General features: G+C 40.5%; 17 protein-coding genes. 4 read left to right on the top strand and 13 right to left on the bottom strand.

Translation table 11 applies throughout. The features are described 5' to 3' along the window. Positions 1-321 precede the first annotated feature (321 nt). The 4 genes from H6G68_RS03365 to H6G68_RS03350 all read right to left on the bottom strand — a co-directional run bounded on the left by H6G68_RS03365 (position 322) and on the right by H6G68_RS03350 (position 2,811). Positions 322-699 carry a DUF1823 family protein gene (locus tag H6G68_RS03365; protein ID WP_127055391.1) on the bottom strand — a complete coding sequence of 126 codons (378 nt, stop codon included), beginning with the start codon at positions 697-699 and terminating at the stop codon, positions 322-324. A gap of 442 nt (positions 700-1,141) precedes the next feature. Continuing rightward, a complete protein-coding gene (locus H6G68_RS03360) occupies positions 1,142-1,585 on the bottom strand; it encodes a hypothetical protein (RefSeq protein WP_190905349.1) in 444 nt (147 codons plus the stop codon). Between the two features lie 83 nt (positions 1,586-1,668). Beyond that, complete coding sequence (locus tag H6G68_RS03355; RefSeq protein WP_190905348.1) at positions 1,669-1,983, bottom strand: hypothetical protein; 315 nt, start codon at positions 1,981-1,983, stop codon at positions 1,669-1,671. A 42-nt stretch (positions 1,984-2,025) separates the two neighbouring features. Continuing rightward, the gene (locus H6G68_RS03350) at positions 2,026-2,811 is read right to left on the bottom strand and encodes a dienelactone hydrolase family protein (protein WP_190905347.1); all 786 of its coding nucleotides are present in this window, start codon (positions 2,809-2,811) and stop codon (positions 2,026-2,028) included. A gap of 233 nt (positions 2,812-3,044) precedes the next feature. Here H6G68_RS03350 and H6G68_RS03345 point away from each other — a divergent pair, with 233 nt between their 5' ends. Continuing rightward, the gene (locus H6G68_RS03345; RefSeq protein WP_190905346.1) at positions 3,045-5,150 is read left to right on the top strand and encodes a M3 family metallopeptidase; all 2,106 of its coding nucleotides are present in this window, start codon (positions 3,045-3,047) and stop codon (positions 5,148-5,150) included. Between the two features lie 161 nt (positions 5,151-5,311). Here H6G68_RS03345 and H6G68_RS03340 read toward each other — a convergent pair whose 3' ends face one another. The 5 genes from H6G68_RS03340 to H6G68_RS03320 all read right to left on the bottom strand — a co-directional run bounded on the left by H6G68_RS03340 (position 5,312) and on the right by H6G68_RS03320 (position 10,484). Beyond that, positions 5,312-6,709, bottom strand: a complete 1,398-nt coding sequence (locus tag H6G68_RS03340; RefSeq protein ID WP_199332488.1) for a sensor histidine kinase — start codon at positions 6,707-6,709, stop codon at positions 5,312-5,314. Then, the gene (locus H6G68_RS03335; protein ID WP_190905345.1) at positions 6,654-7,331 is read right to left on the bottom strand and encodes a response regulator transcription factor; all 678 of its coding nucleotides are present in this window, start codon (positions 7,329-7,331) and stop codon (positions 6,654-6,656) included. Before H6G68_RS03335 ends, H6G68_RS03340 begins: the two co-directional genes overlap by 56 nt. Before the next feature lie 317 nt (positions 7,332-7,648). Next, entirely contained in the window at positions 7,649-8,218 is a 570-nt protein-coding gene (locus H6G68_RS03330; RefSeq protein WP_127055396.1) for a carbonic anhydrase, read from the bottom strand. Positions 8,219-8,424: 206 nt separating this feature from the next. Further along, complete coding sequence (locus H6G68_RS03325; protein WP_190905344.1) at positions 8,425-10,113, bottom strand: SulP family inorganic anion transporter; 1,689 nt, start codon at positions 10,111-10,113, stop codon at positions 8,425-8,427. A gap of 50 nt (positions 10,114-10,163) precedes the next feature. Beyond that, on the bottom strand, positions 10,164-10,484 hold the full coding sequence (locus tag H6G68_RS03320; RefSeq protein ID WP_190905343.1) for an ArsR/SmtB family transcription factor: 321 nt from the start codon (positions 10,482-10,484) through the stop codon (positions 10,164-10,166). A 361-nt stretch (positions 10,485-10,845) separates the two neighbouring features. Here H6G68_RS03320 and H6G68_RS03315 point away from each other — a divergent pair, with 361 nt between their 5' ends. From H6G68_RS03315 to H6G68_RS03305, 3 genes are all read left to right on the top strand, one after another. Continuing rightward, positions 10,846-11,451 carry a PepSY domain-containing protein gene (locus H6G68_RS03315; RefSeq protein WP_190905342.1) on the top strand — a complete coding sequence of 202 codons (606 nt, stop codon included), beginning with the start codon at positions 10,846-10,848 and terminating at the stop codon, positions 11,449-11,451. 95 nt (positions 11,452-11,546) lie between these two features. Then, on the top strand, positions 11,547-12,812 hold the full coding sequence (locus H6G68_RS03310) for an adenylate/guanylate cyclase domain-containing protein (protein ID WP_190905341.1): 1,266 nt from the start codon (positions 11,547-11,549) through the stop codon (positions 12,810-12,812). 429 nt (positions 12,813-13,241) lie between these two features. Continuing rightward, positions 13,242-14,093, top strand: a complete 852-nt coding sequence (locus H6G68_RS03305) for a universal stress protein (RefSeq protein WP_190905340.1) — start codon at positions 13,242-13,244, stop codon at positions 14,091-14,093. 230 nt (positions 14,094-14,323) lie between these two features. Here the strand turns inward: H6G68_RS03305 and psbM are convergent, their stop codons facing one another. The 4 genes from psbM to tgt all read right to left on the bottom strand — a co-directional run bounded on the left by psbM (position 14,324) and on the right by tgt (position 16,572). Beyond that, positions 14,324-14,440 carry a photosystem II reaction center protein PsbM gene (gene psbM, locus H6G68_RS03300; protein ID WP_083389570.1) on the bottom strand — a complete coding sequence of 39 codons (117 nt, stop codon included), beginning with the start codon at positions 14,438-14,440 and terminating at the stop codon, positions 14,324-14,326. A 143-nt stretch (positions 14,441-14,583) separates the two neighbouring features. Next, a complete protein-coding gene (locus tag H6G68_RS03295) occupies positions 14,584-14,880 on the bottom strand; it encodes a 2Fe-2S iron-sulfur cluster-binding protein (protein WP_190711203.1) in 297 nt (98 codons plus the stop codon). A gap of 284 nt (positions 14,881-15,164) precedes the next feature. Continuing rightward, positions 15,165-15,302, bottom strand: coding sequence for a photosystem II reaction center protein K (locus H6G68_RS03290; protein WP_006195022.1), 138 nt, complete (start codon positions 15,300-15,302; stop codon positions 15,165-15,167). A gap of 142 nt (positions 15,303-15,444) precedes the next feature. Further along, on the bottom strand, positions 15,445-16,572 hold the full coding sequence (gene tgt, locus H6G68_RS03285) for a tRNA guanosine(34) transglycosylase Tgt (RefSeq protein WP_190905339.1): 1,128 nt from the start codon (positions 16,570-16,572) through the stop codon (positions 15,445-15,447). Positions 16,573-16,688 lie beyond the last annotated feature (116 nt).

Below are 16,688 nucleotides of genomic sequence, written 5' to 3'. Positions count from 1 at the left end.
TTGAAACCTAGACACCAAGCCAGTTTTACTCCTGACTCCGGTCACTGAGCGTAGTCGTTCGCGAAGCGTCTCGTTCACGTAGTGTCTCCGACAGGAGAAGAGAAGTGCTGACTCCTGACTCCTGAATTCTGCTGTATGTAGGACTCCTATTTGATTTTTGTTGGCATTCGCGCGGAACGTGGCGTTAGCCATAGCCTGCGCTTACAAACTCCGTATACTTCTACCTCCCTTCTTCCCTATTCCCTATTCCCTATTCCCTGTCTCTACAAGTAATTTCATTAATCAAACCGGATTGCTATAGTTTGATTTTTTTTCGCCTACTTACTCGATTTTTCCTGTAGTAATGAGCATATAACTTAATAACCAATTTGCCGCTGTCGCCCTACGAGTTTGTCGTGGTCCAAATTCACCAATTTTGTAACCTTTGAAACCTAGTTTTTCTTTGAGTAGTTGTTTGTTTTCTTGGGGAATGGAACGAGTCAATTTCATGGTTGCAGGGCGAGACTCCAGAAAATCTATTGGTTCTGAATACTCATCTCGCCATGCTGGTGCTACTTGACTGGTGTTCCATTTTTCAGTTGCAGAGTCGTAGCGATAACCTAAGTGATACCATACTAATTGGTTGACGGTAGCATCATCAATTGTATCGTTGATGATTGCCCAAATTGTTTCTGTGTTAAGTTCTGGTAGGTTAGACATAAGCCAATTACGATTTATCAGTTGTCGTCTGCGAAATAACTACTAGTACCGCTTTCTGGGAATTAAAAATTAAAAATTGAAAATTCCAAAAAGCAGATTAAAAAAGTTTTTCCATAATTTTTAATGGTTGGTTGACTTACTCCGCTGTGTACTAGTGAATTGTAGTGAAAAATTATTTTTCACTACCTGGATATATTCTTCAACACAGGAATAATTTTATCTTGTTGTCAATCGGCTGAAAGATTTATCTGCTACAACTTTCCGATGTTCTCACTTTCAATCCTCTCACCTATATAGCCGTTTCCACATTCGTGAAGCACAGCAAGAAAGATTTTACCGCAGATATAGACACCTGTAGGGTGGCTTCTCGTTCGCGCAGCGTCTCCGACAGGAGAAGAGAAGAGTACGCAGATTAATTTTTACTTTACTCTATGAGGAAACGCTATAAAGTAATTGTTAAGTCTTTGAATAAAGTAAAAAGTTCTACGCAAAGAGAGGTTACTTGATCAGGAGCTATTTTATCCTCTGTAACCCATCCGCTATAAACCCAATTCCCACAATAGTTGTAATAGGCATCTACTTGAGATACTTTGTCCCATATGGAATGAAACTCTATATGATCCAACTTGTAAGGGGCAGTAAAGCTAAAACTACCATCTTCCGAGGATTGTTGCCAAAAGCATACATTCAGCACTGCGTCAATCAATCCATCTGCTTGAGGTATTAAAATTTTAAAACCTTCAAACATTTTACTACACCATATTTCCGCCTCGGTGTTATTGTCTGGGAAATATTTTTTGACAATTTCCGACATTTTTACCAGATACTGGCGAACTTCAAAGTTTTTAAGTAATACTTTTTCACAATCTGATAAATTTTTCTGCATTATTGTTTATCCTTGTATGAGTTTTTACTAAGCCTTTTTTCTGTTATGTTTAGTTTGTAAGATTGATTAAAATATTGTGGTTTTTATACTTCCACAAGAATTATTATATAGGTAAACTGCAAATCTTGAATACTAGACCAGTTTATCCAAAATTCCCTACCACTACCAAGCAGCACAGACGCACAGACGCGGAGATTATTCTGTAGTTTTAATCTACGTGAATTGATATTACTTATTACCAGTTGCAATAACGGAACTAACCCGGCTGCTTGTGGAAACCGGGTTGATGGGGTATTTAGATATTTTGGCGTTGCTGATTCCATGTATGAATATGATTTTATCTCATACCAAAATCCTGGTAGAGACGTTTCCGGAAACGTCTCTACAACCGAATTCATACCTCAATTCAGCAACGTCTATATTTGGGGTTTTAAAGATTTTTAGCGAAAGATTTCAGCAAAAAACTGCCGCATAGCCTTCCAAGAACGTTGTTCTGCAATTGGATTATAAAGTGCGCCTTTGGGATCATTTTTGGCTTCAGGGTTGGTGAAAGAATGAACTGCACCACCGTAAGAGATTAATTGCCAGTCCACATTTGCCTGACGCATTTCGTTTTCAAAGCCTTTGAGTTGCTCTTCAGGCACAAAGGGATCATCAGCACCATGTAAAACTAATACCTTAGATTGAATATTTTTGGCATCACTGGGGTTAGGGGTATCCAGGTTGCCGTGAAAACTGACTACACCCTGAATATTTGCACCGCTACGGGCTAATTCTAATACTGTGCCACCACCGAAGCAGTAACCAATAGCAGCGATACGTTTAGGGTCAGTTAACCGATAGTTTTGTAGAACTTGTAACCCAGCTGTTGCTCTTTGACGCAATAATTTTCTATCCTGGCGATAAATTGTCGCTTGGGTTCCCGACTCCTGTTGATTTTGTGGTCTTATACCCTTGCCATAGATATCAGCTGCAAAAGCAACATATCCCAGCTTGGCTAATTGCTCAGTCTGTTTTTTGGTAAAAGACTGTAAGCCAGTCCAATCATGAACTACTAAAACCCCAGGACGCTTTACCTTGATAGCGTCATCATAAGCTAAATAACCTTCTAAAATGGTATTACCTTGTTTATATTGGATATTCTTAGTTATAATTACTGCCAGTACATCCCCAGCAGTCAACAACATAACCACAGGTGTAAAAAAAACAGAAAGCAAAATTTTCATGACCCTGTAAATACTAAAATACTCATCATGGTTGATTATCCCTACAAAACTGACAAAAACAGCAACAATGTCTCACTCTTAATGCAAAAATTATGCTTCAGCTTGCTGGTAGATTTTCATGAATTCATAAGACTGCCATTCCAGCAAGGCCAAATTGTGTAGTGACGGTACATTATTAGTTATATAAATAAAAATCATTGTTCCGTCTATTTATCGGCTACTAACACAAAACCATGAGTGCAACTGCTACTATTTCTCAAAGTTCCCTAATTCAAGGCTGTGGTTTACCTCCGTTTGCAGAGATTACACCGGAGCAAGTAGAACCAGCCTTCAGGCATCTGTTAGCAGACCTGGAGCAGCAACTAGCTATCTTAGAAGCTAATGTCAAACCTACCTGGAGCGGTTTAGTAGAACCTCTAGAAAAGTTGACAGAAAGGCTGCACTGGAGTTGGGGGATACTGAACCATTTGATGGGTGTTAAAAATAGCCCAGAACTACGTATAGCCTATGAAAAGGTTCAGCCGCAAGTAGTGCAGTTTATTAACACCCTTGGTCAAAGCAAACCTATTTACAAGGCTTTTAAAGCCCTACGGGCTAGTGATACCTGGGAAACCTTAGAATCAGCCCAGCAGCGTATTGTTGAAGCAGCTATTCGGGATGCAAAATTGTCTGGTGTGGGCTTAGAAGGAGCAGCACGAAAACGTTTCAATGCTATTCAGATGCAGTTAGCAGATTTGTCCACAAAGTTTTCTAATCATCTTCTGGATGCTACTACAGCTTTTAGCTTAATTCTCACAACCAAAGCCGAAATAGAGGGTTTACCTAGTAGCTTACTTAGTTTGGCTGCCCAAGCTGCTCGTGCGGCAGGAGAAGAAAACGCTACTCCAGAAAATGGACCCTGGCACATTAGTTTGGATTTTCCTAGCTATTTCCCCTTCATGCAACACAGCACCCGTCGGGATTTGCGTGAAAAGGTTTACAAAGCTTATATTACTCGTGCTTCTTTTGGGGAGTTGAATAACAACCCTTTAATTGAAAGTATTTTAGAGTTGCGGCAAGAACTGGCAGAGTTAATAGGCTTTGAAAATTTTGCCGAACTCAGTTTAGCTAGTAAGATGGCCAAGAATGTCCCAGCAGTAGAAAAGCTGTTAGAAGAACTACGCCAAGCCAGTTATCATGCGGCTGTCAAAGACTTAGAAGAACTCAAAGCCTTTGCCAAATCCAAAGGAGCAGCAGAAGCCGAGAATTTACAACATTGGGATATCAGCTTTTGGGCAGAACGCCAAAGAGAAGCAAAATTTGCTTTTACTGAGGAAGAATTGCGTCCTTACTTCCCTCTCCCCCAAGTGTTAGATGGGTTATTTGGACTAGTGAAGCGGTTGTTTGGTGTGACTGTTACTCCCGCTGATGGTCAAGCCCCAGTTTGGCATGAGGATGTACGTTATTTCCAAATTGCTGATAAAAATGGCTCTCCCATTGCTTACTTTTATCTAGACCCCTATAGCCGTCCCGCTGAAAAGCGAGGTGGTGCTTGGATGGATGCTTGTATTCATCGCCGCAAAATCAAAGAAAATGGTGTAACTAGCATCCGCTTACCTGTGGCTTATTTGATTTGTAACCAAACTCCCCCAATCGATGACAAGCCCAGTTTAATGACTTTTGATGAAGTGGAAACATTGTTCCACGAGTTTGGACATGGCTTACATCATATGCTGACCAAGGTTGACTATACGGGAGCCGCAGGCATTAATAATGTGGAGTGGGATGCTGTGGAATTACCTAGTCAGTTTATGGAAAACTGGTGTTATGACCGCCCCACCTTATTTGGTATGGCTAAACACTACCAAACCGGTGAACCACTACCAGAGCATTATTACCAAAAGCTGTTAGCAGCACGTAATTACATGAGTGGTTCGGCGATGTTGCGACAAATTCACCTCAGTAGCGTTGACTTGGAATTACACTACCACTATCGCCCTGATGGTAACGAAACTCCCATAGATGTACGCCAACGCATTGCTAAAACGACTACTATTTTACAACCATTACCGGAAGATGCCTTTTTATGTGCATTTGGTCACATTTTTGAAGGTGGTTATGCAGCCGGTTATTACAGCTACAAATGGGCGGAAGTTCTCAGTGCTGATGCTTTTGCTGCTTTTGAAGAAGCTGGGCTAGAAGACGAAGAAGCAATACACATTACTGGTAGACGCTACCGGGATACAGTGTTAGCACTGGGCGGTAGTAAGCACCCAATGGAAGTTTTTCAATCCTTCCGGGGTAGGGAACCAAGTACTACTGCGCTGCTAAAGCATAATGGTTTATTGGCTGTGGTTTAAAGTTGACCTAAGGAAACCCAACATTGACGAAGTTTTTGTTGGGTTGCACTGTTGCTTAACCCAGTCTTGTATCTTAGAGGATGTCTGAAAAGTTTTGAGGAGGTGATTTTAATTACGCCAGCTGCTTTAACATTGAACTAGGAAAGAAACTACAGTTAGCACTAATTTCCCAATTCAAATACTGGTAACTTCACCCGAAAACAACTTCCCGCTCCGATTTGACTCGTCACAGAAATCTCACCACCATGAGCATGAGTAATAGCTTGAACAATAGCTAAACCTAAACCAGAACCACCTTGACGACGAGAACGGGCTTTTTGGGCCCGCCAAAAGCGGTTAAATACTAAGGATAAATCTTCAGGTGCAATACCAATACCAGTATCTGCCACTGAAATAATCACAAAATCATCCCATTTAACGATTTTTACCCTTACAAAACCGCCATTAGGCGTATATTGCAGGGCATTTTCTAGCAAATTCCCAAATAGTCGTTGTAACTGATTTGCATCTCCTTTTACCCATACCTCATTAATCAAATCAGCCTCTAAAGTAATTTCTTTTTCTTGTGCTTGTGGCTGTAAGCTATCAACTAAATCAAATAAAATTTCATCTATAGGTATGGGAATTGCGGTTTTGGGCAAACTTAAAGAAGCAGAATCGCTTCTTGCTAACAATAGTAAATCCTCTACCAAGTGAGTCATCTGCTGTGTTGCGCCCTCTATCACCGTTATTTTTTTGACATCACTGGGATGAATACGTTCTGGATGACTTTGGATTACTTCCACTGTTGTTTTAATCGCTGTCAGGGGACTGCGTAATTCATGGGATGCATCTGCTGTAAATTGTTGTAATTGCTGGAAACTTTGCTCAATAGGTTGCAAGGCTTTACTCGTTAACCACCAACCTGTACCACCAATTAACACCATTCCTAAGACACCACCAAACCCCAAACCCATCAACAGTCTATTTAGTTCTTTTTCTACTTCTACAGTTGATGCACTTACCCGCACATAACCTAAAAGTTGTTGATTGTTTTCGGAAACATGAACGGGAATAGTTAATGTTCTGATGCCATTTTGTTGCCATGTATGAAAACTATTCACAAATTGTGTTTGCGGAAATTGCTTTCCTGCTTTTCCTAATAATTGCTTTTTGGCATCAAACCATTCCACACTTTGATGATATAGTTGCAAATCTTGCCAAGGAATATCTAAATCCCCATCATGATCTAAAATTCGCGGCATTTTCCGATTTACAGCCGTTCTATCTGCTTGAATAGCTGATAAATTATGAGCCGCTGCATCTGCTAAAGTTAATAATTGACGGTATAATTGCTGATTGAGACTGTAAGCAAAAAAATGATAAACTCCCATTGATGACAGTCCCATTACTACCATCATCGCTATCAAATAAGATAACAGTAACCGCGAACTGGTAGCGCGAAACTGAGGATTAGATAAAATATTTTCCCGCCGCCAAGGTATAATAAACCTGTTTTTATTTCTAGAAGCTCTGGTTAAGTCTATACCCAAGTCCATAAACAGTTTCGATAAAATCATGTTTTGCTCCTGCGGCTTGGAGTTTTTGACGTATTGCTCGGATATGGACTTTGACTGTATCTTCTCCTGGTGCGTCAATAGATGACCACAAGTGATCAAGTATTTGGTGACGACTAAGAACATGACCATGATTACGAAGAAATAATTCTAGTAATTGGTATTCTTTAGGTGTCATTGACAATAATTTATTTTTATAATTAACAGTACAATTTGCTGGGTCAAGTTGGAGTTCACCCCACTCTAAAAAAGTTAATAATGTACTATTTCCCCGACGTAGTAAAGCCCGAATTCGTGCTAGTAATTCCTTTAAATCAAAAGGTTTAATGACGTAATCATCAGCACCTGCATCTAAGCCTTCTACTTTATCTGTGCTGCTATCTTTTGCTGTCAACATCAATACTGGTATTTCATGACCACGCTGTCTTAATCTTTGACATAATTCTATCCCATTTAATTTTGGTAACATCACATCCAGAAGGATTAAATCATAGCTAAAAGCCGTTATAAAGTCCCATCCTTCTTCCCCATCACCTGCTACATCAACCGCGTAATTATTATCAGTTAATGCTTCTGTAAGAGATGAAGCAATTCGTTCATCGTCTTCTACTAATAAAACTTTCATAAAGCTATCACCAGAATAATATCATGTCCGGTTGTTCGCGTAGCGTCTCGTCAGAGATATACTTATCATTTAGACTGACACGGAGACAGGGAGACGCTCTGACGCGGAGTTTTTTTTGATAAGTGATTTAAATCATGACTGTTATTAATTCATCCATCTTTATCTGCGGTTAATTATTCTTGCAATCTCAGCCTGAAACCTGATACAGGAATCATAAATGATATCTGATAGCTTGCGTGGCGTAGCCATAAAATTCTCAGTCTCATAGGGTGGGCATTGCCCACCAAACTTAATTTTTCAAAAATCAAATATTATTCCTATATCTGATTTTCAACTGTTGGTAAAATAGGTTGGAATTCAGCTTTGTTGAGAGTTGCCAAATAAAGTTCAACATCAATATCAGGATAGCGATTGCGAATTAACCAATAAGCTCGATTTAAATAATCTGTATGTACTTGCAACTCTCGCTCTGGATCTTTGCTTAAATTAGAGTCAATCATCATTGCATAAGCTCCGCAATCTTGATGATCAATCACAATCACTTTCTGAATATGATGTAGTCGATAGGATATATCTAGCTGATCCCAAAATGCTTCAGCATCAGATGGGTGGGGAAAACCTGTTATAGCTAGGGAAGCACCTGCTAAAGCTGTCCAATCATACTCACCCCATAAATTTTTTCTGCTTAAAAAATAGCGTTCTGCTGTCATAAACCGAAAGTCAATACAACTAAGAACTAAAGCTTTTGTTTGAGGAGTTTCGGCTCTAGCGGGTGCTGCTGATTGTAAAATACTAAATGCTACTGCTCCGGGAAGGAGAGATTTGAGAAAATGACGACGACTTGCCAAGGGATGGCAACAAAGACATTGATTGATAGTTTTGTTCATGTTCTATTAATAATGTTATTTAGGAATTAGTGAAATTAAGCCTTGGCGATGGGAAGTCGCAGCTACACAAACAAAGTTCCTCGTAACAGTAGAGTCAGAGCCTCTGTGATAGCATTCCCAGTCTGGAGACTGGGAACGAGATAAAAAGTTTAAAACCCACGAAGATGGCCTTCTCTCGTTCCTATACTCAATATCTAACAGTAGTTTTAGTTATTTAATTCCTGCAATTCTTTTGATTTTAAATCAGTGACTCCAGTTTGAGAACATCCTGCAATTTGGGGACTAATAGAGCAAATAGCATCTGTGGTGGTTTCAAAACAATTTGATAATCCAATTGTTTTCAATAATCCTGAACGTTCTAGTAGTTGTTTAACTTGAGGTTGCAAACCTGTGAGAATTAAGCGGCAATTATGGCGTTCTAAGTCATGGTAAATATCCTCTAAAGCTACTAACCCAGTGGTATCCATGTTTGGTACAAACCGCAATCGCAGAATTAAATATTTTACTTCGGGTTCATCTCTCAGAAAGGTAGCAAACCTCTCAGCGGCACCAAAAAATACGGGACCATCTACTCGATAAACAGCAATTTCTTTGCCTAATTCCAGCGCAGTACCGGGGGGAAACACTTCAGTTTCAGGAATCTTCACCAAGCTCAAATCACTCATGCGTTTGATGAACAAAGCTCCGGCTGCAATTAATCCTACTTCGACAGCGAGAACTAAGTCAAACAAGATTGTCACCAACCAGGTAAGAATCATCACCGCAAAGTCGGAATAGGTAGCACGCATTAACAAACCAATGGCTTCCCACTCAATCATCCGCACACTAACTACCATGAGAATTCCCGCTAGTGCGGCTAGGGGAACTTGGGCTGCTAGGGGTGCTAAAGTGAGAACAATCATGGCTAAAGCAACGCCGTGAATTACTCCAGATAGTCGGGTTTTGCCACCAGAACGGACATTAACAGCCGTCCGTGCGATCGCTCCTGTGGCAGGAATACCACCAAAAAATGGGACAATGATATTTGCTAATCCTTGACCGATTAATTCGCGATCGCTATTATGTTTCTCACTAACTGTCATCCCATCAGCCACAACCGCTGATAACAAGGATTCAATACTCCCCAGTGCGGCTAAAGCCAAAGCCGGATTAATCAATTCTCGAATTACACTAAAATCATTCCAATGGGGAATACCTTGGGGCATTGGTAAAGATTGCGGAATCGCCCCAATTGTGGGTACATTCAGATGAAAATAACCAGCTATTCCTGTCGCTAACACCAGCCCCACTAAAGAACCTGGAATTGTAGTATTTATCCTTGGCCACAAAACTGTAGTTGCAATCACCACAACTGCCAGCCCAACTGCTGCCCAATTTAAAGCTTCTACATGACTTAAACTTTGCCAAACTCCCGGCAGAAAATGTTCACTACGGGGTAGTTTTAGCCCAAAGAAATTATTTAACTGCCCACAAAAAATAATGACAGCAATACCATTCGTAAAACCTGCCGTTACGGGATAGGGAATAAACTTTACTAGTTGTCCCAGTTTGGCCACCCCCAAAGCAATCTGGATAATTCCAGCCATTACCCCAGCAATCCAAACTTTCTCAATCCCGTATTTGGCGACAATTCCCACCAAAACCACAGCCATTGCCCCTGTGGGGCCTGTAATCTGGACTGGTGAACCGCCAAAGATGGCCGCCACTATTCCCGCGACAATAGCGGTGTAAAGTCCTGCTTTTGGTTCAACTCCACTGGCTACAGCAAAAGCTAAAGCCAGAGGTAATGCTACTACTGCTGCTGTTAATCCTCCTGTCAAATCGCCACGTAGATTACTAAATAAGCGCCCCAGAGAGAAAAACTTTGGTTTTTGGAGGGTATCAGAGATTGCCATATTGTCATTTTCAACTCTTATACACAATTGGTTGATGCACGCAGTGTGTGTTATTTCATCTTTTCTAAGGTGTTACGCACCTCAACAAGATGGTTATTAAACACCTCCAGCGCGGCATCCAGCACTTTGAAAATAGCTGGATCACGAATCGAGTAAAAGACGAAGTTGCCTTGTTTGCGACTCGTTACCAGATTAAGCCGACGCAGCACTCCCAACTGCTGAGATATTGAGGAAGCATCTGCTTCTAGCCACTCGGCAATACAATTCACGTTTTGTTCTCCCTGTCGCAGAGTATCCAGGATTTGAATCCGCACAGGGTTGGACAGAACCTTGAAAAAGTCTGCCTTGAAGTAACTAGGCTCACCGGACATCTTAATATCTCTCTATCTTCAAAGTCTTGCAGATAGTTTAACGCATTTTTAAATTTAGTGGGTGATAAGTAGGTTGGCGTTAAAAATTGTCGTTATGACAAGGCAGGAGGTTTTTGGGCAACTTTACTTTTCGTTACATAGTACTCTTCGAGAAGCCGCTGCGCGTCTACGGTTTTTTTGTGCCTTTCTACTTATCTCGGTTTTAAATCTGTATCAATTTAGAAACATTCCAGGATTTTTAGCTTGGTGATACATCTTTCCGAGTTCTTTACCTTTACGGTCTTAAGCTCAAAAGGAATATGAGCTTAAACAGCATATTTATCTAAATACAGAATAGTTGTATTCATTCTTCGAGGTTCTCATGGTTAATAACAATCAGTCCCGTGAATTCCGCAAAATTCATCGTCAAGTAGCACCAATTTTATTCATTCCTCTACTGCTGAGTGCGTTAACTGGTATTGGTTATCGCTTGGGAAGAAGTTGGTTTGGGATATCGAAAGACACTGGCAAGATTTTCATGAACATTCACCAGGGTACTTTTTTGGGTAAACCACTAGAACCTGTTTATGTATCTTTGGTAGGATTGGGACTAATTGGGCTGGTGATTACTGGATTGGTAATGATCAAAAAATCCCAGCAGTCTCGCTCAAGTAAAGCAAAATCTAAACTGACTGTCCGCAGTATTCACAGCATTATTGCACCTATTATTTTTCTACCCTTGTTCGCTAGTGCGATTACGGGTATTGCTTACCGAGTGGGTGAAAGCTGGTTGGGATTACCAGAAGAACAAATTGAATTTTTAATGACAATTCATCAAGGTAGCTATTTCGGTAGTGTTGGTAAACCTATTTACGTTTTGCTGGTTGGGTTAGGACTGATTGCTATGCTATTTACAGGTATCAGTATGACAGGAATTTTTCGTCAACGTCGTTCCCAAGTTCGAGAAAGTGAACAAATAGATGATTAAGAATTTACAACTTTCTGGTTTTTAAGTCATCCAAGTGGATGTGTTTGCCGATACTGGGGTATATTCACTTTGGTTGAGGATAAAAATATCTACAAATGCTAAGACTATTAAAACACCAATCCAATAACACCATTGAATCTAAGTTGGAGGGAACTCGTTTAACCGCCTTCATCAGTGAGTTTTTGAGTAATAGCGGACATTTTCTGATTCTGAAAAATATTTCTGATGTTGCACTCTACGGTTGGCAAAAATATATCACTGATCCAACCGAATATTTACTGATTGGGGCGATGGTGGTACAAACATTTTATTTATCCAAATCAGGCTCATCTCGGTTTTTTGGTAATCTGATTGGTGTGAGTATTTACACTTTAATCGATTTACCAGTAGATGGGGCTGAATTTCTGCAAAATCCCAGTCATTTTGTCCTTTGGGCATTTTCTATAGCGATCGCTACACTGCAAAGTATTCGCTACCATTGGAAACCCATTCTGGAACGTTGGATAATTCCCTTAGAAAGTGTAGTGCGAATGCTAATGCTACTGGGGTTTTATCTAGTTGTTAGCATCGGTGTGACTCCCAATCAGCAAGGGAATTTTCAAATCCAAAAGTTTTCAGCCGCAGCTACCCATAAATACTTAGTTGCTAGTTTAGTTTTAGTTGGTTTATTACTTGGGTTTCAGCGGTTGCAAATTATTATTCAGCAACGACAACTTAAAGAAACTGCTGGATTATTGCGAAATTTGGCAAAATGGGGAATGGGTAGCTATGCCGTGAATACGGTAGTTAATAACCCAGAAGGCTTGGAATTTCAACAGTGTGATCGCGCGATTCTGTTTATGGATATTCGCGGATTTACCTCTTGGTGTGAGCAAACTGAACCAGATATTGTTGCCAGTGTTCTCAATAGCTATTATCGTCACGTAGAACCCGCTGCTGCCCATTCTCAACCCCTACGCATTACCCTAACTGCTGATGAAATCATGGCCATTTATGCCACTCCAGAACAAGCAGTTTCAGCCGCCCAAGTCATGCAAAAAGCCGCAGTGGAAATTCTCTCACCTTACGGAATTGGGGCTGGTTGTGCAGTTCACTGTGGCACAGTGGTAGAAGGATTATTTGGTGGAGAGGAAGCCCGCACCTATACTGTGATTGGGGATGTAGTTAATACTGCTAAACGTCTAGAAGGTGCAACACCAGCTGGAGAGATTACCATTTCTGATGCTGTTTATCAAAAGTTAGGCTATGAGTTAACTGTTAAGCCACGGGAAGCGATCGCACTCAAAGGTAAAGCAGAAATTTTAAAAGCTTGGCAAATTGTACCATTAGTTAATGAAATTTCTGAGTTAACCTCAAACTAAGTTCATGGGTGATTGTAGACATTCCATTAAAAATCTTGTATTGATTGGATAACTGATATGATCTATCCTTTATTTTTCTTAGCATTACTTAACGAAGTTCTAATTAAAAAAGATGAACATAGATTAAAAATAATAACTAACATCATATTTCGTAAAGTTTATTAGGCTAGATTGAGAGTATGCTTAATCTAACAAAAGCCTAGTTGCAATTTTAAGTAACTAAGTGCAAACAAACTTAAAGATTCATTAGTTTTTGGCTCATTGGTTAGTTTTAGTAGTACTAACTAAAGACTCATAACTAATCACTAAGATCGCAAGTTAATTTGTGCCTATTTACTGACTAGGTTGTAGAGCAAAGTGGAGAACATCCGTTCTGATGCTCAGTACTAGCAGCGAAACCCCAAGAAACCTTAAGAACAATTACGGAAGATGATAGAAAAAATTTTGCTGGCTGTCTCTGGACTGGGACACGCAGAAGAAATGCTCAAGACATTGAAAGAAATGCCTTCGATCCAATCTGCAAAAGTTACCGTTCTGCACGTTGTACCCCCACAAAGCACTGCTGCGGCAATGACAGATAAATGGGAAGAAGGTGGCAAGATTCTCGCTAATGCAATTCAGTCTTTGAACTTAGATCCGAGTCAGGTTTCTTCGATTTTGCGACAAGGTGATCCCAAAGATGTAGTTTGTCAAGTAGCTGAAGAAATGGATGCTGACTTGATTATCATGGGTTCACGAGGACTCAAGCGACTACAATCGATTTTATCGAACTCAGTTAGCCAGTATGTTTTTCAATTGTCTTCTCGTCCCATGTTGCTGGTTAAGGATGACATTTATGTCAAGAGAATTAAGCGCGCTATGGTGGCTATAGATAATTCTGAAGCAGCTACAAATTGCTTGAATTTAGCTTTGTTTTTGTTGCGTGGTGTTACAGGTGGTCAGTTAGTTTTGGCTAATGTTAATACAGATTTGGGTGGCAAATTATCAGGAATCACTGATATCAAGCCAGAGAAAAATTCAGTTTTGGGACTTGCCGTTGCAGAAGCTGAGAGACAAAATGTTGCGGTTCGTTGTGTAAGCAGTAGTGGCAAACCTGGAGAAGAAATTTGCCGTTTAGCTGAAGAACTGAATGTAGATTTATTATTGCTGGGTTCTCCAGATCGTCGTCCATCTATTGCTAAGAGTTTTGTGGATCTAGACAGACTTATTGGTGCTTCTTTGTCTGACTATGTTCGAGTTAATGCGGCTTGTCCTGTATTGTTAGCGCGGACGGTTGCATAAATAGGTAATTGGGAGCAAGATTCTCCGATCAAAGGATGAACAGGATGGATTTGAGAATGATGAAGATTAATCCTGTATCCCTGAGGAGAGTCTTAACCATTCATTCTTAAGTTCTGATTGGTAATACTTTCTCCTATTACCAATTCACGAGCCAAAATTCATATCGGTGGTTGATAAATAAAAACCCCAGCACTAAAAGTGTCAGGGTTTTTTCTTTTATTACTCAAGTATTAACTATCTTTTCCACCTTCACGGCTGGCAGTTTGGATGTAAAGTATGATTAAAAACACGGCAGGAACTAGAACGAACAAAATGCTCGCTACGAACCCCAACTCATTAACTTGCATGGCAAGATAGCCTCTCTTTGATTTCCAGTCAACAATTTTAGAATAGCATCATCGATGACAGGGTTTGCTCAAATTTTCTGTTTTGGTCAGTAGTTATTGGTTATTAGTCATTGAGTAAAATCCTGAACTCATCAACTCCTTACTTAAGGCTTAGTAACAACACTGACAGGGCCATTGACTAGGGTTTGACAAGCAAGACGGTAATTATCGGGCTTTTTCTTGAATTTGCGGTTTTCTACATCGGTGCGCGGTGAGAGGTTCTCCAGTCCTTCGACTACCTCAACTACGCAAGTAGCACACTGCCCATTACCGTTACAATTCGTCACCTTAGCAAAGAATTTATAGATATCAATGCCATTTTCCATTGCTTTGATCCGGAGATTAGCACCATCGGCCGCCACTATTTCTTTATTTTCTTTGACAAATTTGATGTTTCCCATAGCTGATTCCTCGCTGAGTGTAAGTGTGGCTTGTGGCTTTGTGTTGATCAAGCTTGATACATTAGACAAATTGCAAAAGGTACTTTTGCAAGAGTTGGGGAAAGGTTAAAGGGGAAAGGGAAATTCTTACCCTTTTTCCCGACTTCTGTAATTTGTCTATGATCCTAGTTAATTATAGTAATTTATTGCAAAATATTAATAAATATCAATTTTTGCTAAGATAATAGGGCAAAAAAATAGGACAGGTGTATGTTTCCTGTCCAGAAAATTAAGAATAGATTGGTCTACCTGAAACCTACAGCTGCTTGCCAAACAAAAGCGAGCAACAAGAAGAAGACAGGAATTACTGGGAGAACATCCACCAAGGGGTCGAAGATTTGGTAAGCTTCAGGCAGTTTTGCTAATAAAAGTGCTGCTTCCATGTTTGTTTAAATCCACCTAATCCAACACAGCTTTCATATTTGAGATGTATCTTAACATGGTTTGGTGATTGGCAATTGGGAATTGGTGATTGCTAATTAATTATTCTTTCCAATTTCCTAACTTCCTATCTTCCCATCTTCCTTAAGCTTCTGTCTCCCCTACTTCTGGAGTTTTAAGCCAGTGACCAAAGTCCTCCAGGAAGCGATCGCTCAAAATTGATTCCCGAATCTTTTGGGTAAAGCGAATCAGTTCGGTGATGTTGTGAATACTCAACAAGGTATAGGCTAATATTTCTTGCGATCGCACTAAATGTGATATGTATGCACGACTAAAATTTACACAAGCATAACAAGGGCAAGTTTCATCTAAAGGCGTAAAGTCTTCACGAAACTTAGCATTTTTTAAATTCCAACGTTCACTGGATACTATAGCTGTTCCATGTCGCGCCCATCTGGTGGGAATTACACAGTCGAATAAATCGACACCACTAGCGATCGCAATGGCCATTTCTCGATAAGTACCCACACCCATCAAATAACGCGGCTTATCAACTGGTAACAAGGGCGCTGTAGTTTGGACAATTTGCGCCATCAGTTCCGTTGGTTCACCCACACTTACCCCACCAATGGCATATCCTGGCATATCTAGTTTTGCTAAAGCTTCCGCAGCCTGGACGCGCAAATCCAAATACACACCCCCCTGGACGATGGGAAACAATGCTTGATCGCTGCGTTTATGGGCGGTTATACAGCGTTCTAGCCAACGATAAGTACGGTCTGTGGCGGCTTCTACCTCTTGACGAGTTGCGGGATAGGGAGGACATTCATCAAAAGCCATGATCACATCCGCCCCTAAAATATTCTGTATTTCAATGGAGCGTTCTGGGGTTAATTTAATCATCTGCCCGTCATGAGGTGAGCGAAAAGTTACGCCTTCTTCTGTAATTTTTCGCATCTCACTCAAGCTGAAGACCTGGAAACCACCGGAATCTGTGAGCATGGGACCATGCCAGCCCATGAACTTATGTAGTCCACCGCCTCCAGCAACAATTGCTTCCCCTGGTTGGAGGTGCAAATGATAAGTATTAGATAAAACCATCTGCGCCCCTGTATCTTTAAGTTGAGCGGGGGTGATGGTTTTGACATTTGCCAGTGTTCCTACAGGCATAAATCTGGGAGTTTCGACTTCCCCGTGAGGTGTGTAAAATACTCCGGCTCTGGCTTTGGTATGGCTACAGGTAGCTAGAGATTCAAAGGAAAAATTGGTCATTGGTCATTAGTCATTGGTCATTGGTCATTGGTCATTGGTCATTGGTCATTGGTCATTGGTCATTGGTCATTGGTCATTGGTCATTGGTCATTGGTCATTGGTCATTGGTCATTGGT

It is taken from the genome of Anabaena catenula FACHB-362, from assembly GCF_014698735.1.
GTDB lineage: Bacteria > Cyanobacteriota > Cyanobacteriia > Cyanobacteriales > Nostocaceae > Anabaena > Anabaena variabilis_A.
This window is presented reverse-complemented; position numbering and strand designations above follow the sequence as displayed.